Consider the following 24,690-nt stretch of genomic DNA (forward strand, 5'->3'; position numbering starts at 1 on the left):
TCTATTATTGTAAATCTTTATATCAACAGGGCTTAATTAAAAATTTTATTATTGAAAATCTTCCAATATTTTTTTACCTTTGTCTTATAAAGGAATAATATATGAAAAATACATTACAAAATATTCTTTTGCTTATTATAGTAAGTATCTCTATTTGTAATAAATTAAGTGGAAGAAATAGTTACAGCTTTACTCAGATAGGCTTAAGGCAAGGAATGCCATCTTATGTTAATTATGTTTTTGAGGAAAGTAACGGTGTTGTTTGGCTTGATACCTCAAATGGAATTATTAGATACGATGGTCTTGAGCTAAAGCATTATTTTGTCCCTTCTTTAGAGACAGGAGTATCAAATCAAAGAATTTTCCAAATTGTAGAAGATAATGAAAGGCAGCTTTGGTTTCTTACTACTAATGGAGTATTGCTTTATTCAAAGCAAAAAGATGATTTTTTGCCATATTATTTCGAGAATAAACAATCGATGGTGGCTGGAGCAGTCTGTAAAACAGAGGATGGACTATTATTTGGCGTAAATAACAAGTTGTATAAATATAGTTATAAAACCAAATCTTTAGAACTTTTCTCCGAAATAAGCAATAAGGCTGATTTTTCAATAAAAAGAATGATATTTTGGGATAATAATACATTGGTTTGTTCAAATCGTAATAACAAAGTTATATTATATGATATAAAAAAGAACGAAATAATAAAAAATCCATCTTTGGAAAAGAATAATTATTCTGATTTATGTGTTGATAATGAAGGATTTCTGTGGGTTACAGATTATAATAACGGCGTAAAGAAAATTGCTAAAGATGGAACTCTGGTTTCAGAATATACGCCTCAAAACTCCACTTTAAGTAGCGAGTTGGTATTGTGTATGACTTTAATTAATGATAGAATTTGGGTCGGAACTGATGGTGGTGGAGTGAATATTATAAATCCTAAAAACGGAAATATTCAAGTCTTAAAGCATGAATCAGGTAATATACATACACTGCCAGTTAATACAATTCTTAATATACACGGTAGCGGAAATGGTAATAATATATGGCTTGCTACTACTCGAGGTGGATTGGTTAATGCACGATTGAGTTATATGATAACATATTCAAGCGTTGCATTAGGCAATAACAATGGTTTAAGTGAGAATACTGTACTTACATTGTTTCAAGAAGCTGATTCTGACTATATATGGATAGGTACAGATGGTGGTGGTATAAACAGGTTAGACGAAAAAAATAATACCATTAAGCATTATCCTACTACTTGGGGAGATAAGATTGTATCTATTTGTAAGTATTCATCTACTGAATTATTAGTATCGATTTTCTCTAAAGGCCTGTTTTTCTTTAACAAAGAGACAGGAGTAAAGCGCTCGTTTAAGTTAACTCAGGATAAATTGAGTGATTATATAAAGTACAGCAGGCTTTCGACTAATCTTTATAATGAAACAGAAAGCTCTATCCTTTTATTGACAAACCCAGTGGTAAGATATAATATTCCAACAGGGAAATCTGAGGAATTAATAAACGCTAATCCTAAAATACCGCTTAGGATGATGTGTTATATGGGTAGAGATAGTCTATATTCTTATTTTTATAATACTCAGACTATTTTTAGAATACAGAAAGATGGCAAACATATTCATTCTGTATTTCACTCTGATACTACTTATTTTATTAATTCTGCATCAATAGATTGTAATGGAGTTCTGTGGATTGTAGGAAGAAAAGGACTTTATACATTTAAAAATGGAGAATTATCACAAATTAAAAGCTCACTTTTTAAAGAGGCTAAGTCTGTTTTATGTGATGAAAGAGGGCGTGTCTGGATTGGTGCCGGACAGGAACTTTTCGCTTATTATCCTTCAGATCAGAAGTTTATATTGTATGGTGAGTCTGATGGCTTGCTTAAAAACGAATACTTGCAAAAACCTAAACTTTTATCTAATTCGGAACGGATTTATTTGGGAGGAGTCAATGGCTTATTAAGTGTTGAATCTGAGGCTTTTAATCTGAGACCTGATGAGATGAAAGAAGCTAATGTTACTGTTTTGGAATTCTCTGTTGGTGGGATAAATATGATGAATAGTATAAAAGATGGAGAAGTTACGTTGCCATGGAATTCCCGTAACATTAAGATACGTTTTTTAGTTGAAGGAGATGATATACTTCGTCCACGTCAGTTCCATTATATATTGGATAGTCATTCAGAAAACGCCTTTACAAGTTATAATAGTGAGTTGAGCATTCCTTCGCTTGCATCCGGAAAATATCCTATAATGGTTAGTTACACAAAAAAAGATGGAGGATGGGCACAAAATAGAAATGTATTGACCCTTGTAATACTTCCACCTTGGTATAAATCTTGGTGGTTTATTATGATTTTGTCTATTTTGTTTTTGTGTCTTGTTGTCTTGGTAATAGTTGCAGCATTGCGTAAAAAGGACCGTCGTATTAAATGGATGTTGAAAGAACATGAACAAAAGATTTATGAAGAGAAAGTAAGATTTCTAATAAATATAAGTCATGAACTTAGAACACCGTTGACATTGATTTATGCACCATTAAAGAAAATAATTGATTCGATACAGCCTACAGACCGTTATTTTAAACAGTTAAATATAGCATTCCATCAGGCACAAAGAATGAAAGATCTTATTAGTATGGTTTTGGATGCCAGGAAAATGGAGATGACTATGACTCATCTTAATATTCAAAACTATGATTTGAATAATTGGATTGAGGACGTTAGTTCTAATTTTGTAGATGGTGATGGTAGAACTGGCAGAATAGAGCTTCAACTTGATCAAAATATAGGTAAAGTAGCTTTTGATAAAGAAAAATGTATGGTTATTTTGTCTAATCTTCTGATGAATGCTATTAAACATAGCCCTGAAGATGCTAAAATAATTATAAGAACAGAGTTTACGGAAGATGGAAAGAATATAAGAATTTCTGTATCAGATCAGGGTATTGGACTCAAAAATGTAGATACAGAGAAGCTGTTTGTTCGTTTTTATCAGGGAAATACAGAACATGAGGGAACAGGAATCGGATTGTCTTATTCTAAGATTCTTGTAGAGTTGCATAAAGGAAAAATAGGCGCATATAATAATCCTGATAAAGGAGCTACATTTTATTTTGAATTGCCTAAAGTCCAAAGTATTTCTGGGGAGATACCGCAAAATAATAATTATTTAAATGAGTTGCTATCATCGCAATCGTCTATTGAAATAGCAATGCCTGATAAAGATAAGATTAACAGTGTAAATCTGAAGGACTATGTGATATTGATAGTTGATGATAACTCTACTTTGGTTGACTATCTGGCTGAAGATTTGAAGGAACAGTTTAAACGCGTATTGGTGGCCTATGATGGAGAACAGGCTTATAAAATAGCATGTAAGGAGTTTCCTGACATAATTGTGAGTGATGTTATGATGCCTGTAATGAATGGGTACGAATTATGTAAGGCTGTAAAAGAGAATGTATCGGTAAGTCATATTCCTTTTATTCTTCTTACTGCCAGAAACGATGATGATAGTCGTAAATATGGTTATATGATGGGGGCGGACAGCTATTTAGAGAAACCTTTTGAAATGGAAGAATTGCTGGCAAAGATTGTAAATAAACTTTATAATAGGATTCAGACTAAATTGCATTACCAGCAGATAGGAAATAATTTATCTGTTACGGTGGATAGTGATTTGACAAGAAAGGATACACTCTTTATGGAGAAACTAAATCAAACAATAATAGAAAATCTTGACAATACTGAACTTGACATACCTTATATATGTAAACAAATAGGGATGAGCCGTGCTTCATTGTATAATAAATTAAAGGCTATAACTGATATGGGAGCCAATGATTATATTAACAAGATAAGAATTGAGCAAGCTATGAAATTAATAAAAGAGAGCGATTTGAATTTTAATGAAATTTCTGATAAGGTAGGTTTTGCTTCGGCACGATATTTTAGTACATCGTTTAAACAATATACTGGACTTACTCCTACACAATATAAAAAGCATCAAGTTGATGGTAATTAAAGGTAATATTTCTTTCAAACTTGTGTAATTTTGTAGAATTTTGTTTTCTAATGTTTTTTTATTCAGTTTGTTTTATATTAATGCCATTATTATTGGATTAGTTTTATATATTTGCAGAGTAGAATTAAATAACGGCAAATAATAACCTTAAATTTTTAATTTGATTATATATCTTTTTATCTGATATTTGCTGATGCCTCCTTTGGAAATCCCAAAACTATATATAATATGAACTGTAAAAAAATTATTAGGACAATGGCATTGTGTCCTATCTTGTCTCTTTGTTCTTGTACAACAAGTGAAGAATATTACACAAAACATCTGGAATTTCCGGAAGGTATAACCATCGAGCAGAAAGTTGATATGGCATCTCGTTTGGTTCCTACACCACAGCAGTTGGAGTGGCAAAAAATGGAACTGACAGCTTTTCTTCATTTTGGAATAAATACTTTCACCGGACGTGAATGGGGTGATGGAAACGAGGACCCCGCTTTATTTAACCCAACAGAACTCGATGCAGAGCAATGGGTACGTACTCTTAAAGATGCCGGATTCAAAATGGTTATAATTACAGCAAAACATCATGATGGTTTTTGCTTATGGCCAACGAAGACTACTAAGCACTCTGTAGAATCCTCGCCTTGGAAAGATGGTAAGGGAGATGTAGTGAAGGAACTTCGTAATGCCTGTGATAAATATGGTATGAAGTTCGGTGTATATCTTTCTCCATGGGATAGGAATGCTGCTTGTTATGGTGATTCTCCTGCTTATAATAAATTCTTTATAGAACAACTCACCGAATTGTTGACTAATTATGGTGAAGTGCATGAAGTATGGTTTGATGGAGCAAACGGTGAAGGTCCTAACGGTAAAAAACAGGTATATGACTGGGACGCTTTTTATTCAACAATACGTACTCTACAACCAAAGGCGGTTACTGCTATAATGGGTGATGATGTACGTTGGGTTGGTAATGAAAAAGGTATAGGACGTGAAACTGAATGGAGTGCAACAGTACTTACTCCGGGAGTATATGCCCGTGCCGAAAAAAATAATAAGGCGCTTGGTGTATATGGCAAGGCAAAAGATCTTGGAGGAAGAGATGTTCTTGCTAAAGCAAAAGAATTGTTCTGGTATCCTTCTGAGGTGGATGTATCAATTCGTCCGGGATGGTTCTATCATGAGGATCAGGATAGTAAGGTGAAATCTCTAAAACATCTTACTGACATTTATTTTCAGTCTGTAGGTTATAATTCAGTTTTACTTCTGAATATACCTCCTGATACCAGAGGGCTCATTAATGAAGCAGACGTAAACAGACTTAAAGAATTCAGAGCTTATCTTGATGAGGCTTTTGCTGATAATAAAGTTGTTGATGGTAATAGGTTGTGGAAAGCAGCTCAGGGAGAACAGAAAGAGTATGCCATAGAAGATAACTCTGAGATAAATGTGATAATGCTTCAGGAAGATATATCTAAAGGACAAAGAGTTGAAGGACTCGATGTAGAAACCCTTACTGACGGACAGTGGAAACTTGTTGCACAAGGAACTACAGTTGGATATAAGAGAATATTCAGATTCCCGGCAGTGAAGGCTGAAAAAATACGTGTCACTCTTACTGCTTCAAGAAACAAGGCTAATATATGTAATGTGTCTGCGTATTATGCAGAACCGCTTACTGATGACGTTGCTAGTCAGGAATGGAATAATCTGTCACGTGACGGATGGAAAGTAATTTCAAAATCTCCATTGATACTTGATCTCGGTCAGAAAGTCTCTCTTTCTGCATTTACATATGCTCCTGCCAAGGCTGAAGCAAAACCTGATATGGCATTTAAATATTCGTTTGCAGTAAGTACTGATGGAAAGAATTGGAAAACAATTAAGAAGGACAGTGAATTCAGTAATATTATGAATAACCCTATTCCTCAGACTGTATTTATTGATGGAGCTGAAAATATTAGGTTTATCAGTTTGGATGCAGTTTCTGTAAATGGAAATCCTGCTAGGGTTGATATCAACGAATTTGGTATAAATGTTCAAAAGTAGAATCTAATATAATACAAAATGCAAAAGATTATTATTACTGCAATATCATGTGGAGTGTTTGTGCCTTTTGATTTAATGGCAAGTCAGAAGCAGCCTAATATTATAATGTTCCTTGTTGATGATATGGGATGGCAGGATACATCTGTTCCATTTCATAATAATGAGCAGACCTCATTGAATAAGCGTTTCAATACCCCGAACATGGAGAAGTTGGCCAAGATGGGAGTGAAATTCACTCAGGCTTATGCTTGTGCTATTTCCTCACCAACCAGATGTAGCCTTATGTCGGGTATGAATGCTTCACGACATCGTGTAACTAACTGGACATTGGAATTGAATCAGAAAACAGACCAGAAAAGTAGTGTGATTGAGCTGCCGGAATGGAACTTCAACGGAATTCAGCCTGCAGCAGAAAAGGGTAAAATAAATAATGCTACAGCTATAACATCTTTACCGCAGATTCTTAAAGACAATGGCTATAGAACAATACATTGTGGAAAAGCACACTTCGGAGCACGAACAACTCCTGGTGCTGATCCTTCTAATATGGGATTTGAAGTAAATATTGCAGGAGGAGCTAATGGGGCACCAGGAAGTTATCTTGGTACTAAGAATTTTGGCGAAGGAACTCGTTTTGCTGTTCATGGACTTGAAAAATATCATGGACAGGATATATTTTTGACTGAAGCTCTAACTATTGAGGCTATCAGAGAAATGAAAGAGTCTGTAAAGATGAATAAACCTTTCTATCTTTATATGTCACATTATGCAGTTCATAGTCCGTATGACGAAGATAAACGTTTTACCGGGAAGTACAGAGGTAAATATGATGAACAGCTGAAATCAGCGATGAATGAAAATGAGTCCAGATATGCTGCACTGGTCGAAGGTATGGATAAGAGTCTTGGTGATATTATGGATTATCTTGAACAAAATCCAGAAGTAGCTGCAAATACAATTCTGCTATTTATGTCTGACAATGGTGGGCAGGGACTTAATAATGTACGTCAAGGAATTGCCAATCGGGACCAAAATTATCCAGCACGTGGAGGCAAGGGCTCTGCTTTTATGGGAGGAGTCAGGGAACCAATGATGGTATATTGGCCTGGAGTGACGAAACCGGATACGGAATGTGATCAGAAAGTCATCATAGAGGACTTCTTTCCAACTATTCTTGAAATGGCTGGAGTAAGGAAGTATGAAACAATACAGAGAATAGACGGAAAGAGTTTTGTGAAGTCTTTGAAGAAAGGAAAAGTTACAGATAAAGATAAGGCTGTGGTATGGCATTTCCCGAACCTGTGGGGTGAAACTCAAAATAAAGAAGAGGGATATGGAGCATATTCGGCTATTTTAAAAGGTGATTATCACCTTATATATACATGGGAAACAGGAGTATTGCGTCTGTTTAACATTAAAGATGATATAGGTGAACAGAATGATTTGGCTGTAAAGATGCCAAATAAAGTAAAAGAACTTGCTGCAGAATTATCTGATTATCTTAGAGAGAGAGACGCACAGAGACCGTCAATGAAAACTACGGGAAAGATTATTCCATTCCCTGATGAGATTTTGTAATTCACAGCTAATTTATAATTCTTAATTTTTAATTATTAATAATATCATGAAAATCATGTATAATAGATTGCCGGTTTATATTGCAGGCACAGCAGCTGTAGTAGCGGCAACTTCATGTTCCGAAGAAAAAAAAGAAAAGGAACAACAGTATAACATTGTATATATAATGACTGACGATCATACATCGCAGATGATGAGCTGTTATGACAATCGTTTTGTGGAAACTCCCAATCTTGACCGTATTGCGGCAGACGGCGTGAAGTTTACAAATAGTTTTGTTGCCAATTCACTCAGTGGACCGAGCCGTGCATGTATGTTTACAGGAAAGCATAGTCATGCAAACGGATTTTATGATAATACAACATGTGTTTTCGACGGTTCACAGCAGACGATGCCAAAATTGCTTCAAAAAGCGGGCTATCAAACTGCAATCATAGGTAAATGGCACCTTGAAAGTTTGCCAACAGGCTTTGACTATTGGGAAATACTTCCCGGACAAGGCGACTACTATAATCCTCGCTTTATAGAGATGAATAACGATACTATTGTCGAGAAAGGTTATCTGACCAATATTATTACAGAAAAGAGTATTAATTGGTTGGAAAATCAAAGAGATAAGAATAAACCTTTCTGTCTGTTTGTTCATCATAAGGCTTGTCATCGCAACTGGTTGCCTGAATTGAAATATCTGTCTTTATATGAAGACAAGACTTTTGAGATGCCTGATAATTTCTATGACGATTATGAAGGTCGTGAAGCTGCAAAAACTCAGGAAATGAGCATCCTTAAGGATATGGATATCATGTATGACACAAAGATGTATAGAGCCGATAAAGATAGCCGTCTGAAGTCAACATACGAGGCTATGATTAACAGGCTTGATCCTGACGACCGCAAGGTTTATGAAGATTTCTATCAGCCTATCATTGATGAGTTCTATAAAAAGAATCCAAAGGGAAAAGAACTTGCAGAATGGAAATATCAGAGATATATGCGCGATTATGCAAAGGTGCTGAAATCTTTCGATGACAATGTTGGACAGTTGCTTGATTATTTGGAACAAAAAGGATTGATGAAGAACACTCTTATAGTTTATACTTCAGACCAGGGATTCTATATGGGAGAGCATGGTTGGTTCGATAAACGTTTTATGTACGAAGAATCTATGCGTACCCCACTTGTAATGCGTATCCCGGATGATTTCAAGACTAAAGCAAAAGGAGAAATACCTCAGATGGTACAGAATATAGACCATGCCGCAACATTCCTTGATTTGGCGGGTGCTGAGATACCGGAAGATATACAAGGTGTATCGCTACTTCCTTTATTAAAAGGTGATAAACCAGCCGACTGGCGAAAGTCTCTTTACTATCATTTTTATGAGTACCCTGCTGAACATATGGTAAAACGTCATTATGGTGTTCGTACGGAGAGATACAAGCTTATTCATTTTTATAATGATATTGATTCTTGGGAACTTTATGATTTACAGGAAGATCCAAAGGAAATGAATAATCTTTACGGTAAGGAAGGTTATGAACAGATTACTGAAGACATGATGAAGGAACTCAGAAAACTTCAGGCTCAGTATAAAGACCCTATTGAAGAGAAATTAAAGGAAAATAAATAGATTTAATTATTAAAATAAGAAGTGACAAAGTTCGGTGGGAACTTTGCCATTTCTTTAATATATTAACAAGCCATGAAACATCGTTTATTATTTATTCTCACTATTCTGGTTTTTGCATTTACGTCTGTAGGACTTAATGCACAGAAACGTTTCGACAGTAAAAAATTGTATTCAGTAAGCTCCGTAAAGTATAAGGGTAAGGTTTGGACTTACGCCGGAGTGGCTCCTAAAATCAAGCTTTCTGCTGCCAATGAAGCAGACAAGGCACAACTTTGGTCTATTGCAGACTTGTCCGGCAGTTACAGATTGGTCAATCCGTTTGACAATCTGGCGATACAGGCAGGAGATAACGGCTTTGTCCAGGCTGTAGAGACAAACGGCTCAGACGAGATGCAGCTTTGGCTTATTCTGCCGGAAGGAAAATATGTACATTTGATACCATCGAACAAGGCTAATTGGATGGCTGTATGTAAGGACGATGGCAGTGTAGTTATGATGGATGCCGATAAAGCAAAAAATGATGAGGCAGCACTTTTCATAATTACCGAAACAAAGGTTGCAGCACCAGCATCTGCCCAGACTGCTGCACGTGAAAAAGTATATTGGGAAGACGAAACCATGTTTGCTGAAAACAAGGAAAAAGGTCATGCCACTTATACTCCTTATGAAAGCGAGGCAGAGATGGTGGATGACAGGGAGTTTTATGCTACACCATGGGTCTATGCCAAGAGTAAATCTGTGGAATTGCTTAACGGTGACTGGTATTTTAATTTTGTATCGCAGCCTTCGGAACGTCCTGTTGATTTCTATAAAGAGGATTATGATGTAAGAAGCTGGGCTACTATCCCTGTTCCGTCAAACTGGGAAATGCACGGATATGACAGACCTATATATTGTAATGTGGAGTATCCTCATTCTAACACTCCTCCTTATATTGATGCCCGTAAAGGTTTCAATGACGGTGGAAAGAATTACGGTATAAATCCGGTCGGATCGTATGTGAGATATTTTGATTTGCCTGATAACTGGAACGGGAAACGTACTTTTATTCAGTTTGGAGGTATATACAGTGCTGCATTGGTTTATTTAAACGGTAAATACGTTGGATACACACAAGGATCTAATAATGTTGCAGAATTTGATATCACGAAGTTTGTTAGAGAGAAAGACAATAAGCTTGCAGTACAGGTGTTCCGCTGGAGCGACGGTTCTTATCTGGAATGTCAGGATATGTTCCGTATGAGCGGTATTTTCAGAGATGTATTCATTTATTCCACTCCTTTGGTAAGTGTGAGAGATCATTATATAACTTCCGAACTGACTCCTGAATCAGGTTATAAGGATGGAAAGATGAATGTAGAGCTTACTCTTGACAACCGTGACGGAAAGACCGGTGAGAAGGATATAGTGGTAAGACTCTCTGATCCTTCAGGAAAAACTGTTGCAGAAGAGACTATTTCTGTAAGTTTCACAGGGAAGAAACGTACTGATAAGTTGAATGTAAGTTTTAATCTGAAGAATTTGTTGCTTTGGACTGCAGAGACTCCTGATCTCTATACAGTGTCTGTCATACAACGTAACGGAGGTAAAGATGAAATGGCATTCTCTACCAAATATGGATTCCGTGATATAGAAATACGTGGTTCTTTGGTTTATATCAACGGAAAACGTGTATTCTTCAAGGGAGTGAACAGACACGACACTCATCCGTTGTACGGACGTGCAGTTACTACTGAGTCAATGCTTGAGGATGTGTTGCTGATGAAGAGAAACAATATCAACACAATCCGTACATCGCATTATCCTAATGCTGCCAAGATGTATGCCATGTTCGATTATTACGGACTTTATACTATGGATGAGGCTGACCTTGAAGACCATGCAAATCAGTCGATAAGCGATATGCCTTCGTGGATTCCTGCTTTCGTTGACCGTATTGACCGTATGGTATTGCGCGACCGTAATCATCCTAGTGTGATATTCTGGAGTCTTGGCAATGAGTGTGGAGGCGGTAATAACTTCCAGGCTTGTTATGATGCCGCAAAACGTCTTGACCCACGCCCTGTACATCACGAAAGTACACGTGACGGTAAGGAATACGGTGGAAACAGATTCAGCGACCTTTATTCCAAGATGTATCCTAGTATGGAGTGGATGGGTCAGTATGTCAATTCGTTCGACAAACCAATGTTTATCTGCGAGTATGCCCATGCCATGGGTAATGCCATCGGTAACTTGAAAGAGTACTGGGAAAGTATTGAAAGCAGTAGTTCCACTATCGGTGGAGCTATATGGGACTGGGTGGATCAGGCTATATATGAACCTAAAGACATATTGAACGGCACTTATGAAGGACGTCTCCATACGGGATATGATTTCCCTGGCCCTCATCAGGGTAACTTCTGTTCTAACGGTATAGTTCCTGCCACTCGTCATGAGTCGCCTAAGCTGAAGGAAGTTAAGGCTATTTATCAGTATGTTAAGTTTGCTCTTGCAGAAAAGAATGTAAAGAAGAACACAGTATCGGTTAATATAAACAATACATACGATTTCATTACATTGAACGGTTATGAACTGATTTGGGAAACTGTAGAGAATGGAAATATAGTAGGAAAAGACAGTATGCTTCTGCCTGCTATTTCTCCAGATATGTCGCAGGATTTCGCATTGAAACTTTCGGGAACAAACTTGCGTAATGCAGAAAAGAATGGAAGTGAAGTCATGCTGAATCTTTATGTTCGCAATACCAGACCGACAGAATGGTCGGATGCCGGACATTTGGTGGCACAGAAACAGTTCGAACTCTCTTCAAGAAGCATGCTTCCTGCTCTTAGATCGAACAGCAAAGTAGGAAAACTGAATGTCGAAAAGAATGAGAAGGAAATAACAGTGGGCAATGCTTTCGTCTTTGCCGCTTTTGACACTTCTACAGGTCGTATGACAGAGTTACGTATAAACGGTCTTGATGTGATATACGGAAAACAAGGATTCCTGTATGATAATCATCGTTACATAGAAAACGATCGTGGTCCTTCTGTTACAGACAACGGTCTTGAACCGACAGGAACATGTAACGTGGTAGAGGAGTCTGACGGAAGGGTAGTGGTCACTACAATGCGTGGCGGATCGCTTTGTGATTCTGAAATCATATATACATTCCTTCCTAATGGTATAGTTGATATGGATGTCAAACTGACTCCTAAGACTAAGGAACTTTATCGTGCCGGATTGGTATGCGCCGTAAATGCAGGCCTTGATAATGTAGATTACTATGCCTACGGACCTTGGGAAAATTATATTGACCGTAAGGATGGATGTATGATAGGACGTTATTCTACCACTGTTGACGAAATGGTGGAACGATATGTGAAACCGCAGAGTATGGGTAACCGTGAGTCTTTGCGTGAATTGAAGCTGACAGGAAAAGACGGTTGCGGAATATGCATAGAAACTGAAGGTTCAGTTTCATTCTCAGCCTTAAGATATACTGATGCCGATCTTTTGAATGCCAAACATATGTGGGAATTGCAGAAGCGTCCGTATATAGTACTTCATCTTGATGCACAGGTGAGAGGTCTCGGAAACGGAAGTTGCGGACCGACTACTTTGGATACTTATAAGATTGCCCCTATGCCTTTCAGTTATAAGTTGAGAATATCATACACAGACTGATAAAATCAGAAAATGCCACAAACTGACAATCGGTTTGTGGCATTTTTATATTAATCACAAGGGTATTTCACTCCCCATTCTTTTCGCAGTGCATCCATCTGATGCATTATTCTTATAGTTTCCTTGTGTGGCATATAAGGCGATTCTTTCCATCCTTTTTCGATAGCCTCGATGGAAGCTCTTACCTGATATTCAAAACCTGTAATCTGTTCAGGTGCCTTGTATTCAGCTTTCAACTTATAGTCCTTGCCGAAAATTTTTATACATTCAGGATTGTTGATATTTTCTATTACCATGAAGCCATTGTCCCCCGAGATAACCCCCATTCTGTCTGTCTGGGCATAAACGGATGATTGCAGAGATGCCATCTTGCCATCGTTATAGAACAGAGTGATATTTTCCTGTCCGTCAACTCCGGTGTCGGTCAACTGGCATGCTGAATGTACTTCCTTTATATTGCTCCCGAAAGCCATTGCGGCAAAATTCAGAGTATAAACACCTATATCAAGCAGTGCACCCCCTGCAAGTTCAGGTCTGGCAATCCTTTCTTTACCTGCAATTACATATCCAAGATTGGCTGATAGGGTATAAGGCTTTCCGATAACTCCCTCGTCCAGCAGTTCCTTCATTTTCACGGACAATGGCATGTAGCGTGTCCAGATGGCTTCAGTTATGAATACGTTCTTTTCTTCTGCCAGACGTATAAGTTCTTCTGCCTGACGTGCATTGGCTGTAAATGATTTTTCACACAATACAGGCTTGCCGTTCAGAATACACAGACGTGCATGTTCGTAATGGTGTGAGTGCGGTGTAGCTATATAAACCAAATCGATTTCACTGTCGGCAACCAATTCCTCATAACTACCGTAAGCCTTGCCGAAATTCCATTTTGAGGCAAAAGCTTGTGCCTTTTCAATACTTCTTGATGCTACGGCGTAGCTTTCGGTTTCCTGCATTTCATTGATGGTGGCAGCCATCTTCTCGGCTATATGTCCGCAACCGATTATACCTATCTTATATTTTTTCATTATTTATAGATTTAGTTTTTGCAAAGCTATAAAAGTTTGGGAATATTTAGAGACAACGGCATGTCCTTTTTTGTACCTTTGCGGTATGAAAAAGTTCGTCGATGTCATAGTGCCGCTTCCCATTGCAAATACGTTTACATACTCTTTACCTGAGTCGCTTGAGGAACAGGTAGAGACAGGATGTCGTGTAGTAGTTCCTTTCGGAGTCAAGAAGTATTATACTGCCATCGTAGTGAAAATACATTATTCTGCACCTGAGGATTACGAGACAAAAGATATTTCCGAGGTACTTGACAAGACACCTGTAATGCTGGAGCGCCAGTTGGCCTTCTGGAAATGGGTGGCAGAATATTATCTGTGTACGCTTGGCGATGTCTATAAGGCCGCTCTTCCTTCAGGCTTGAAGCTTGAGAGTGAAACAGTGGTGGAATATAATCCTGATTTCGTGGCGGATGAACCTCTTTCACCTAAGGAACAGCGCATACTTGATATTCTGAGTGTTGACACAGAGCAGTGTATAACACAGATAGAGCGTGCCGGAAATTTCAGGAATATACTGCCGGCAATAAAATCGCTGATGGAGAAAGATGCTATCCGTGTGAAGGAAGAACTGAAACGTAACTATAAACCGAAGACAGAAGTCCGTGTACGCTTGCAGGACAGCATGCGCGATGAGGCTGTTCTTCAGAAGCAGTTTGATCTTCTGGCCCGTGCTCCTAAGCAACTTGCTCTGCTGATGAAGTATATAGAGTTATCTGGCTGGATGCAGGAAGGAAAACTTCTGACCGAAGTCTCAAAGAAGACACTCCTGGAAGCTTCCGGTGCATCGGCATCTATTCTGAACGGTCTTATCGACAAACATATTTTTGAAACCTATAACTACGAGATAGGACGTCTTACTGCCGGAAAGACAGAGACAGTTCCTTTGAATCCGCTTAATGAAATCCAGCAAAATGCTTTCCGCTCAATAATGTCTTCATTCCATCAGAAAAATATCTGTCTTCTTCATGGAGTTACAGCCAGCGGGAAGACAGAGGTATATATACATCTGATAGAAGAAGTAATCAAGGCAGGAAAGCAGGTGCTTTATCTCCTTCCTGAGATTGCTCTCACCACGCAGATAACCGAACGGTTGAAGAGAATCTTCGGTTCACGTCTTGGAGTATATCATTCAAAATTTCCCGATGCAGAACGTGTGGAGATATGGCAGAAACAGCTTACTGAAAATGACTATGATGTGATACTCGGTGTACGCTCGTCAGTCTTTCTTCCTTTCCGCAGACTCGGACTGGTGATAGTAGATGAGGAACACGAAACATCGTATAAACAGCAGGATCCGGCTCCACGCTATCATGCCCGGAGTGCGGCAATAATGCTTGCATCACTATATGGTGCTAAAACTCTTCTCGGTACTGCTACACCTAGTATGGAGTCATATTATAATGCTACTCATGGAAAGTATTCTCTGGTAGAAATGAAGGAAAGATACCAGCAGATACAGTTGCCGGAAATAGAGGTCGTTGATATAAAGGAACTGGCGCGTAAAAGGCGTATGTCGGGGCATTTTTCTCCTTTTCTTTTGCAGAAGATGAGAGAAGCACTGGAGAATAAGGAACAGATTATCCTTTTCCAGAACCGTCGCGGTTTTGCGCCTATGATAGAGTGCCGTACTTGCGGATGGGTGCCGAAATGCAAGAACTGTGACGTGAGTCTTACTTATCATAAAGGACTCAATCAGCTGACGTGTCATTATTGCGGATATACATACAGTGTACCCAAGTCATGTCCGGCTTGTGGAGGAGTGGAACTTGTGAACCGCGGCTTCGGAACAGAAAAGGTAGAGGACGATATAAAACAGATATTCCCCGATGCTGCTGTGGCACGTATGGATATGGATACCACCCGCACACGTACTGCTTACGAGAGGATTATCAACGATTTTCAGGATGGAAAGACAGATATACTTATCGGTACGCAGATGGTTTCCAAGGGACTGGATTTCGACAGGGTGAGTGTAGTAGGTATTCTGAATGCCGATTCCATGCTCAACTATCCCGACTTCCGTTCGTACGAGAGAGCATTCCAGCTTATGGCTCAGGTGTCTGGTAGGGCAGGCCGTAAGAACAAACGCGGTCTGGTGGTACTTCAGACCAAATCGCCTGACATACCGCTCATACATCAGGTAGTTACCAATGATTACAATGCGCTATATGATGAACAGTGTGCCGAACGAAGTATGTTCCGTTATCCTCCGTTCTACAGATTGATATACGTATATCTCAAGCATCGTAAGGAAGATGTCCTGGAACAGGCTGCCGACTGTATGGCGTCCTATCTGAGAAATGGACTAGGTGACAGAATCCTTGGTCCTGACCGTCCTCCGGTGGGAAGAATACAGACACTGTTTATCAAGAAGATAGTTATAAAAGTTGAACAGCAGGCATCAATGTCGAAGATACGTACATACCTCCAGCAGGTGCAAAGGGCTATAATGGAAGATGAGCGTTTCAAGTCGTTGATGGTGTATTATGATGTAGATCCGTATTAAGTGTTAGTTTTTAAGTTCTTAAGTTTTTAAGTTGGTTGGTGTTTACAAAAAACTTAAGGACTCACAAACTTACAAAACCTATCAATCAACTCGTCACTAACTAACAAACTCACAAACTTAAAAACTCACAAACTTACAATGAACATTGAATTAGACGTACATACCCATACCATAGCCAGCGGACATGCCTTCAGTACATTGCAGGAAATGGCACAGGCGGCTGCAGCAAAGGGATTGAAACTATTGGGAATAACAGAACATTCATCCGGTATTCCCGGAACATGTGATCCTATTTATTTCCGAAACCTGCATGTAGTGCCAAGACAGATGTACGGCATAGAACTTCTTTTGGGCGCGGAGATAAATATAACCGATTTCGACGGTAATATAGACATGGATGAGTTTTATCTCCGTATGTTGGATATTCGTATTGCGGGAATACACTCGCTATGTTATACCCACGGAACTAAGGAGCAGAACACTCATGGCATGGTTAATGTGATTTCAAATCCATACATCAATATCATAAGTCATCCGGGAGACGGAACTGCAAGTCTTGATTTTGAACCTCTCGTTTTGGCATCGAAAGAACATCACACACTTCTGGAGATAAACAACAGTTCATTGAAACCGTGCCGTAACAAGCCGGAAGCGAGAGGCAATAATCTTGAGATTCTGCGATTGTGCAAGAAATACGAAGTTCCTGTCATCCTTGGAAGCGATGCACATATTTCTTTCGATATAGCTGAGTATGGCTATGCCATGCAACTGTTGGCAGAGACAGAATTCCCTGAAGGACTGATAATGAACACTGATGTAGAACGATTTAAACAGTATATAGGAAAATGAAAATACTATTTGTATGCCTCGGTAATATATGCCGTTCTGCTACAGCAGACGAAGTTATGCGTACTCTTTTGAGAAAAGAAGGACTTGATAAGGAAGTAGAAGTTGATTCTGCCGGAACAAGTTCTTATCATCGTGGAGAGTTGCCCGATGAGCGTATGCGCATGCATGCAGCACGAAGGGGTTACCGTCTTACACATCTGTCGCGTCCGGTATGTACAGACGATTTTTATAATTTCGATCTCATTCTTGGTATGGACGACCGTAATATAGCAAATCTTCGTGATATGGCTCCGGACATTGAATCGGAAAAGAAGATTGGCCGTATGACAGACTATTGCCGTACTAAGGTGGTTGATTATGTTCCTGACCCTTACTATGGCGGGGCACAAGGCTTCGAGAATGTATTGGATATACTGGAAGATGCGTGTCAGGGGTTGTTGGAGGAAATAAAGGATACTGTCTCAAGAAGTATGTCTGATAATTTGTAAGATAACCGTTCCGACTTTATATCAAACAGTTTAAGAATAGTATTTAAGCATTTATTAAACTAAACATCCAACTGATGTTTGTGTAAAATGTCAGTTGGGTACATTTATTCCTTTCGAAGGCAATGTTTTATATAAACCTCTATTTCTTGTGCTGTTACAGAGTATATAGGAGTAAGTTGCTCAAAATGTGCATCTCTCGTAAATCGTTTACTGTTTGTTAGTATTGCGAGTAAATTCTTCGATTTCATTCTATGACCTGAATAATTAAGTGTTAATGCTATCAGTTCAGAAATAGGTATGCCGGTTTTTAGGATAGAATATATATCATAATAATCCCGGAAATTACTTCTACGTAGCATTACTTCCATTTTCATGGCACCAATAGATTTTATATCTGCAAGATTGATATTATTCAAACAGTGTACAGGTTTATCTACAGGAGAGTATTTAGGACATGCGTAAAAAGAAAACTTCACATCATTAAGTATAAATTCCACATGATCGATATCTAATATGTCTCTATGTTGTATGTCGCCTATATTAGAAAGCTCTTTTTCTATCTGATACCATGCAACTTCCATTTTCTCGTCTTTAGAGTTCCTCCATTTCATAAAATCCAAATCCTCGCTTTGCCTTGTACCTATTTGTAATGATAAGGCTGTGCCGCCTACTAAAAGAAATGGCTTTATGCATTCGAGTTTGGAAACGGCTTCGAAAACTTGCTGAGTATGTGGAGCTAACCCTTTCATGATAACATTTTATTAAAATGACGCGTAGCCATGGATTTTATATAAGTATCCGGTTTTTTTGCTTTAAAATAATACCATGCAAAAAAGCGGTTGAGGGTATAAAGATATTCTTCGCGTGGAATGAGGTATTCCAGCCATACTTTTTTTATTTTTTTGAAAGGGTATATTATAAATAGCCTGTTGATATCTTCTATATCAAGATGCAATAAAGTTTTTTCAATCAAAATTTCGTCAGAAATATCATTGATTGAATCCGTATTGTATGACCAAAAACAATTCTCTTGTTTTAGTTTTGTCAATAATTCTTGTTTTATTGCGTCATATGACATGGCTGGTGTTCTAAGTAATGTTACAAAAATATGCATTATTATTTTTGATTGCAAATTAATCTTGTTTATTTTTCTCTCATAACATAATCAGTTAAACCAAGACTACTGTTATAATGTTCTTTTCTTATAAATTATTTGCACATACTCTCATATTTCAGTTCCTTTGCATCATTAGTAAGATAAAAACAATATTATACACCATGAAACAAACATTTGCACCTTTTGCCAAACCGCTATACGTGATGACAAAACCTGTCGGAGCGGTATGTAATCTGGCTTGCGATTATTGCTATTACCTGGAAAAATCGAATTTATATAAGGACACTTCGAAGCACGTGATGAGTGATGAACTACTTGAGCGCTTCATAAAGGAATATATCGGTTCGCAGACTATGCCTCAAGTGCTTTTCACATGGCATGGCGGAGAAACATTGATGCGTCCGCTAAGTTTCTACAAGAAGGCTGTTGAACTTCAGAAACAGTATGCCGGCGGAAGAACTATTGACAACTGCATTCAGACTAACGGTACATTGCTTACCGACGAGTGGTGTCAGTTCTTCAAGGAAAACAACTGGCTTGTGGGGGTGTCTATAGACGGTCCTCAGGAGTTTCATGATGAATATCGCAGAAACAAGCAGGGGTTACCTTCATTCGTAAAGGTTATGCGTGGTATTGAGTTGCTTAACAAGCATGGAGTGGAATGGAATGCCATGGCTGTGGTGAACGACTATAATGCCGATTATCCGGTGGAGTTCTATAATTTCTTCAAGTCCATAGGCTGCCATTATATCCAGTTCGCACCAATCGTAGAGAGAATATTCAAGCATAGTGACGGACGTCATCTGGCATCACCTATGCAGGAAGGAGATAAACTTGCAGATTTCTCTGTTACACCTGAGCAGTGGGGAAACTTCCTTTGCAAACTTTTCGATGAATGGGTGAAGAACGATGTAGGACAGTATTTCATTCAGATATTTGATTCTACACTTGCCAACTGGGTAGGGGAGCAACCGGGCGTATGTTCCATGGCGAAGACATGCGGACATGCCGGAGTGATGGAGTTCAACGGCGATGTCTATTCGTGCGACCATTATGTATTCCCTGAATATAAGTTGGGTAATATCTATCAGAAGACTCTGGTGGAGATGATGTACAGCGAAAGACAGCAGGAGTTCGGGCTGATGAAACAGAAATCATTGCCTACACAGTGTAAGGAGTGTGAGTTCCTGTTCGCATGCAATGGCGACTGCCCTAAGAACCGCTTTGCGAAGACAGCAACCGGAGAGCCGGGACTGAACTACCTGTGTAAGGGATATTATCAGTTCTTCAAGCATGTGGCTCCTTATATGGACTATATGAAGAAAGAACTGCTTGCACAGCGTGCCCCTGCAAATGTTATGGAGGCAATACGTAATGGAGAAATTGTACAAGAATAGATACAGTTACACGTTCGTGTGACGATCGTTACACGTTCGTGTCACACTTGTCACACGTTTGTGTCACTACCGTCACACGTACGTGTGACTCAAACTATTTCTTTAGTTCCGGATAACTTATTCGGGTGTGATACATTGTTTTCAGCTTTTCTTTGAACACACTCTTTACAGTAGCGATATCCTTGAATGTGATAGGGCATTCCTTGAAGTAGCCTTCCTGTACCTGCGAGTCGATAATCTTATCTACCAAGGCGGAAATACTCTCTTCTGTGTATTCAGGCAAACTTCTTGAAGCTGCTTCCACCGAGTCTGCCATCATAAGTATAGCCTGTTCCTTTGTGAAAGGATTAGGTCCAGGATATTGGAAAACTGTCTTGTCAACTTCCTCGTCAGGATGTTCGTTCTGATACGAAATATAGAAATATTTTGTAAGCCCGTTGCCGTGGTGAGTGCTGATGAATTCCTTTATCACCTTTGGTAGGTTATGCTTGTCCGCAAGTTTCAGTCCGTCTGTTATATGGCTTATCACAATCTGGGCACTCTGTTTGTAGTTTAGCTGGTCGTGCGGATTGACTCCCGACTGGTTTTCTGTGAAAAATGCAGGATTCAACATCTTGCCTATGTCATGGTACATTGCTCCTGTACGCACCAATTGGCTGTTAGCACCTATTCGGTTGGCGGCAGCAGCAGTCAGGTTGGCAAGCTGCAATGAATGTTGGAATGTACCGGGGGCTGTTTCTGACATTTCCCTCATCAGCTTCGTGTTTATGTTCGAAAGTTCTACAAGAGTAACATTCGATGTAAATCCGAAGGTCTTTTCCAGTATGAACAGTAACGGATATGTGAACAGCAGTAGCAGACCGTTTATTATGAAGTTCATATATACATAAGTGCTCAGCTGTGCTATTTCGCTTACGTGTACAAGGTCAAGAGCAAGATATAGCAGTGAGTATGTCAGCGTCACTATCAGTGCACTGTTAAGCAACTGTGAGCGTTGCGACAGTTCCCTCAGACTGTATATCGCCGCCATGCCTGCTACAGCCTGCAAAAGAATGAACTCATGCGGTGTTCTCAGTGCAATTGATGTAAGCAATATTGTCACTATATGCGCCATGAATGCCGTGCGCGAGTCGAGGAAAATCTTGATAAGCATAGGTATCATAGCGAACGGTACTATATATACACTTAAGAATGCATGTTCCACCATAACGAATGCTATGACCGGAAATACAGTGATGATACTGAACAGGAGATATAGTTTACCCCTTACTTTATAGAAATCGCAACGGAATATCTCAAGATATACCATAAACAAAGCTATCATTATAGACACAAACAGAATTTGTCCCAATAGCGTGAGTCGTTTTTCCGTTACAGTCTCGCTTCTGCTGTTCCATTCTTTCTGCATGGATTTCAGAATGTCAAACTTCTTCTGGTCTATAATCTCTCCACGGTCGATTATTTTCTGTCCGTTCATGACGAATCCGGTAGCCCATGAAATGTTCGACAGAAGTTCCTGTCTGGCTGTCATGGATTTCTCCGAGTCATAAATAAGGTTTGGAGTGATATAATCGTTCAGATTACATTGCTGCAACAGAATTCTGTTGAAATGTATGGTATCGGAGTTAATAAGCTTCTCATATGCCTCTTTTATGGTATAAAGTTCGTCAACACTTCTTTGTGCAGCAGTGTTATGACTGATGGCCTGTATTGTTGAGGCTCCCTCATTTTTCAGCTCCTCAAGGTCGGTAGGCGAGATGACTCCGGTTTCATATATCTCTTTCAACGTGTTTTCCACGTACTTGCGATAGTTGGCATAATCCTTTATTATCATCCCTTTATCGTTATAGTCTTTTTTCAGCTTTGAGATCATTTCCTGCGATGTCTCAGTATTCAGCTGATAATAAGGAGTATAAAACTTCAGAATACTGTCCTGTTCTGCTTTTACCTGTTCTTCTCCTTTATATATAGGGAAATCGAATGAAGCCTGTAGCAAACCATATTTCCACGGTTTGTTCAATTCGAACTGATAGTTGAATTTGCCTTCCTTAGGCATGAAATAGACTATGACGGAAACAGTGACAATGAAGATTGCACATTTGAATAATAGTTCTTTGTATGAGAAAGTATTGTCTTTCAGTGAAGTTTTCATAACCAAAGTATATTTTTGGCTGCAAAATAAGCAAAAAACGGGAAATTTAGATTACTTTTGCAAAACATTTTTAGTTGAAAATCAATATGTCAGAAAGAAAAGTAAGAGTTCGTTTCGCGCCTAGCCCTACAGGTGCGTTGCATATCGGCGGTGTGCGTACTGCCTTGTACAATTATCTCTTTGCCCGTCAGCATGGCGGAGACCTTATTTTCCGTATAGAGGATACTGACTCAAACCGTTTCGTTCCCGGTGCGGAAGAGTATATCATCGAATCGTTCAAATGGTTGGGTATCAAATTCGATGAAGGCGTAAGTTTTGGTGGAAACTACGGACCTTACCGCCAGTCGGAACGTCGTGATATATATAAGAAATATGTTCAGGTTTTGCTTGATAGCGGTAAAGCCTATATTGCTTTCGATACTCCTGAGGAACTTGATGCCAAGAGAAAGGAAATACCTAACTTCCAGTACGATGCCTCTACACGTCTTTCAATGCGCAACTCATTGTCAATGAGCAAGGAAGAGGTGGATGCACTTATTGCTGAAGGAAAACAGTATGTAGTACGTTTCAAGATAGAGCCAAACGAAGATGTACATGTAAATGACATTATCCGTGGTGATGTGGTTATCAATTCGTCAATCCTTGATGATAAAGTGCTGTACAAGTCGGCTGACGAGCTTCCTACATACCATCTTGCAAATATCGTTGACGACCACTTGATGGAAGTTACTCACGTAATCCGTGGTGAGGAATGGTTGCCTTCTGCTCCTCTTCACGTACTTCTATACAGAGCATTCGGTTGGGCAGACACTATGCCTGAGTTCGCTCATTTGCCTTTGCTTCTTAAGCCGGACGGAAACGGTAAGTTGAGCAAACGTGACGGCGACCGTCTTGGTTTCCCTGTATTCCCATTGGAATGGCATGATCCTAAGACAGGTGAAGTATCTTCTGGTTATCGCGAATCAGGTTATCTTCCTGAAGCTGTTATCAACTTCCTAGCTCTATTGGGCTGGAATCCGGGTAACGACCAGGAAATCATGTCGCTTGATGAGCTAGTAAAACTCTTCGATTTGCACCGTTGCAGCAAAGCCGGAGCTAAATTCGACTACGAAAAAGCTCGTTGGTTCAACCATGAGTATATAATAATGAAGGACGACAAGGAACTAGCCGAACTGTTTATGCCTGTTATTAAGGAACATGGTATTGATGTTCCGATGGAAACAGTGGTTACAGTAGTCGGACTGATGAAGGGTCGTGTAAGCTTTGTAAAAGAACTTTGGGACACTTGTAAGTTCTTCTTCGTTGCTCCTGAAGAATACGACGAAAAGACAGTGAAGAAACGCTGGAAAGAAGATTCTGCCAAGTGCATGACAGAACTTGCTGACTTGCTTGAATCTTTGGATGATTTCTCTCTGACTCATCAGGAAGAAGTCGTTATGAAGTGGATTGAGGATATGGGTTACCATACCGGTAATATTATGAACGCTTTCCGTCTTACATTGGTAGGCGAGGGTAAGGGTCCTCATATGTTCGACATTTCATCTGTTCTTGGAAAAGAAGAAACAGTAAGACGTATGCGCAGGGCTGTTGAAGTTCTGAAGTGATTTTCATAATAATAAAACAAATATGGCATGCTTTGAGGGTGATAAATCCTTCTGGCATGCCATATTTTTGTTTTCAAAAGAGTTTAAATCTTTCTTATATCTTCTTCTGATAGCCCGGTGACTGTAGATATTGTGCCTAAGTCTATACCAATTTTCTTCATATTACGGGCTATTTCCATTTGTTTTAGTTTTTCACCTTCTGCTATTCCCTCTGCTCTACCTTCTGCCCTTCCTTCCGCTCTGCCTTCCGCTCTACCTTCTGCCCTGCCTTCAGCCCTCTCGGTGTTTATATTGTCTCTCAGAATTACGATATTGTCAAGATGTCTGTAGTATGCTTCTTTCTCTACTTTAGTCATATTATCTATTTTGAGTTTTTCCCTAACCACGTCAAGTCCCGGGGCATTTGCGCCTTCTGGTATTTCTCCTGTGTTCAGATAATAAATCCATTCCTCTAGCGGAGTTTTTGCCACTTTATTGAAGTCGTTTACTTTCAGGATATAATATTCCGGATAAAGTTGGCTTA

14 protein-coding genes and 1 pseudogene are annotated in these 24,690 nt (G+C 39.1%); 10 read left to right on the forward strand and 5 right to left on the reverse strand.

The features are described from left to right. The first annotated feature begins 101 nt into the window (after positions 1-101). The 5 genes from H6A61_RS07270 (at position 102) to H6A61_RS07290 (ending at position 12,984) form a co-directional block, all read left to right on the forward strand. Entirely contained in the window at positions 102-4,055 is a 3,954-nt protein-coding gene (locus H6A61_RS07270; RefSeq protein WP_204392455.1) for a response regulator, read from the forward strand. Positions 4,056-4,310: 255 nt separating this feature from the next. Then, positions 4,311-6,104, forward strand: coding sequence for an alpha-L-fucosidase (locus H6A61_RS07275; RefSeq protein WP_430746790.1), 1,794 nt, complete (start codon positions 4,311-4,313; stop codon positions 6,102-6,104). 18 nt (positions 6,105-6,122) lie between these two features. Beyond that, positions 6,123-7,682 (forward strand): sulfatase, encoded by a 1,560-nt coding sequence (locus tag H6A61_RS07280; protein ID WP_204392459.1) that lies wholly within the window; start codon positions 6,123-6,125, stop codon positions 7,680-7,682. Between the two features lie 46 nt (positions 7,683-7,728). Beyond that, a complete protein-coding gene (locus H6A61_RS07285; RefSeq protein ID WP_204392461.1) occupies positions 7,729-9,312 on the forward strand; it encodes a sulfatase family protein in 1,584 nt (527 codons plus the stop codon). A gap of 72 nt (positions 9,313-9,384) precedes the next feature. Next, positions 9,385-12,984, forward strand: coding sequence for a glycoside hydrolase family 2 TIM barrel-domain containing protein (locus tag H6A61_RS07290; protein ID WP_204392463.1), 3,600 nt, complete (start codon positions 9,385-9,387; stop codon positions 12,982-12,984). 50 nt (positions 12,985-13,034) lie between these two features. Here the strand turns inward: H6A61_RS07290 and H6A61_RS07295 are convergent, their stop codons facing one another. Then, positions 13,035-14,012, reverse strand: coding sequence for a Gfo/Idh/MocA family protein (locus H6A61_RS07295; RefSeq protein ID WP_204392465.1), 978 nt, complete (start codon positions 14,010-14,012; stop codon positions 13,035-13,037). An 85-nt stretch (positions 14,013-14,097) separates the two neighbouring features. Between H6A61_RS07295 and priA the strand changes: the two genes are divergently transcribed. The 3 genes from priA (at position 14,098) to H6A61_RS07310 (ending at position 17,897) form a co-directional block, all read left to right on the forward strand. Beyond that, complete coding sequence (gene priA, locus H6A61_RS07300) at positions 14,098-16,560, forward strand: replication restart helicase PriA (RefSeq protein ID WP_204392467.1); 2,463 nt, start codon at positions 14,098-14,100, stop codon at positions 16,558-16,560. 138 nt (positions 16,561-16,698) lie between these two features. Next, on the forward strand, positions 16,699-17,409 hold the full coding sequence (locus H6A61_RS07305; RefSeq protein ID WP_204392469.1) for a phosphatase: 711 nt from the start codon (positions 16,699-16,701) through the stop codon (positions 17,407-17,409). Further along, entirely contained in the window at positions 17,406-17,897 is a 492-nt protein-coding gene (locus H6A61_RS07310; RefSeq protein WP_204392471.1) for a low molecular weight protein-tyrosine-phosphatase, read from the forward strand. Before H6A61_RS07305 ends, H6A61_RS07310 begins: the two co-directional genes overlap by 4 nt. Positions 17,898-18,001: 104 nt before the next feature. On the opposite strand, the gene H6A61_RS07315 is transcribed toward H6A61_RS07310, so the two are convergent. Together H6A61_RS07315 and H6A61_RS07320 are read right to left on the reverse strand one after the other, a co-directional pair. Further along, positions 18,002-18,646 carry a nucleotidyl transferase AbiEii/AbiGii toxin family protein gene (locus H6A61_RS07315; RefSeq protein ID WP_204392473.1) on the reverse strand — a complete coding sequence of 215 codons (645 nt, stop codon included), beginning with the start codon at positions 18,644-18,646 and terminating at the stop codon, positions 18,002-18,004. Further along, positions 18,643-18,975, reverse strand: a complete 333-nt coding sequence (locus H6A61_RS07320; RefSeq protein WP_204392480.1) for a hypothetical protein — start codon at positions 18,973-18,975, stop codon at positions 18,643-18,645. Before H6A61_RS07320 ends, H6A61_RS07315 begins: the two co-directional genes overlap by 4 nt. A gap of 200 nt (positions 18,976-19,175) precedes the next feature. Here H6A61_RS07320 and H6A61_RS07325 point away from each other — a divergent pair, with 200 nt between their 5' ends. Then, positions 19,176-20,411 (forward strand): anaerobic sulfatase-maturation protein, encoded by a 1,236-nt coding sequence (locus tag H6A61_RS07325; protein ID WP_204392474.1) that lies wholly within the window; start codon positions 19,176-19,178, stop codon positions 20,409-20,411. A gap of 94 nt (positions 20,412-20,505) precedes the next feature. Here H6A61_RS07325 and H6A61_RS07330 read toward each other — a convergent pair whose 3' ends face one another. Then, positions 20,506-22,563: an HD family phosphohydrolase gene (locus H6A61_RS07330; protein WP_204392476.1), complete on the reverse strand. Its 2,058-nt coding sequence runs from the start codon at positions 22,561-22,563 to the stop codon at positions 20,506-20,508. Positions 22,564-22,649: 86 nt separating this feature from the next. Here H6A61_RS07330 and gltX point away from each other — a divergent pair, with 86 nt between their 5' ends. Next, entirely contained in the window at positions 22,650-24,167 is a 1,518-nt protein-coding gene (gene gltX / locus H6A61_RS07335) for a glutamate--tRNA ligase (protein ID WP_154043516.1), read from the forward strand. Between the two features lie 83 nt (positions 24,168-24,250). On the opposite strand, the pseudogene H6A61_RS07340 reads toward gltX, so the two are convergent. Continuing rightward, positions 24,251-24,690: pseudogene (locus H6A61_RS07340) on the reverse strand (hypothetical protein); the annotation flags it as partial.

The sequence above is a fragment of the Bacteroides caecigallinarum genome, from assembly GCF_016901995.1.
GTDB lineage: Bacteria > Bacteroidota > Bacteroidia > Bacteroidales > Bacteroidaceae > Phocaeicola > Phocaeicola cellulolyticus.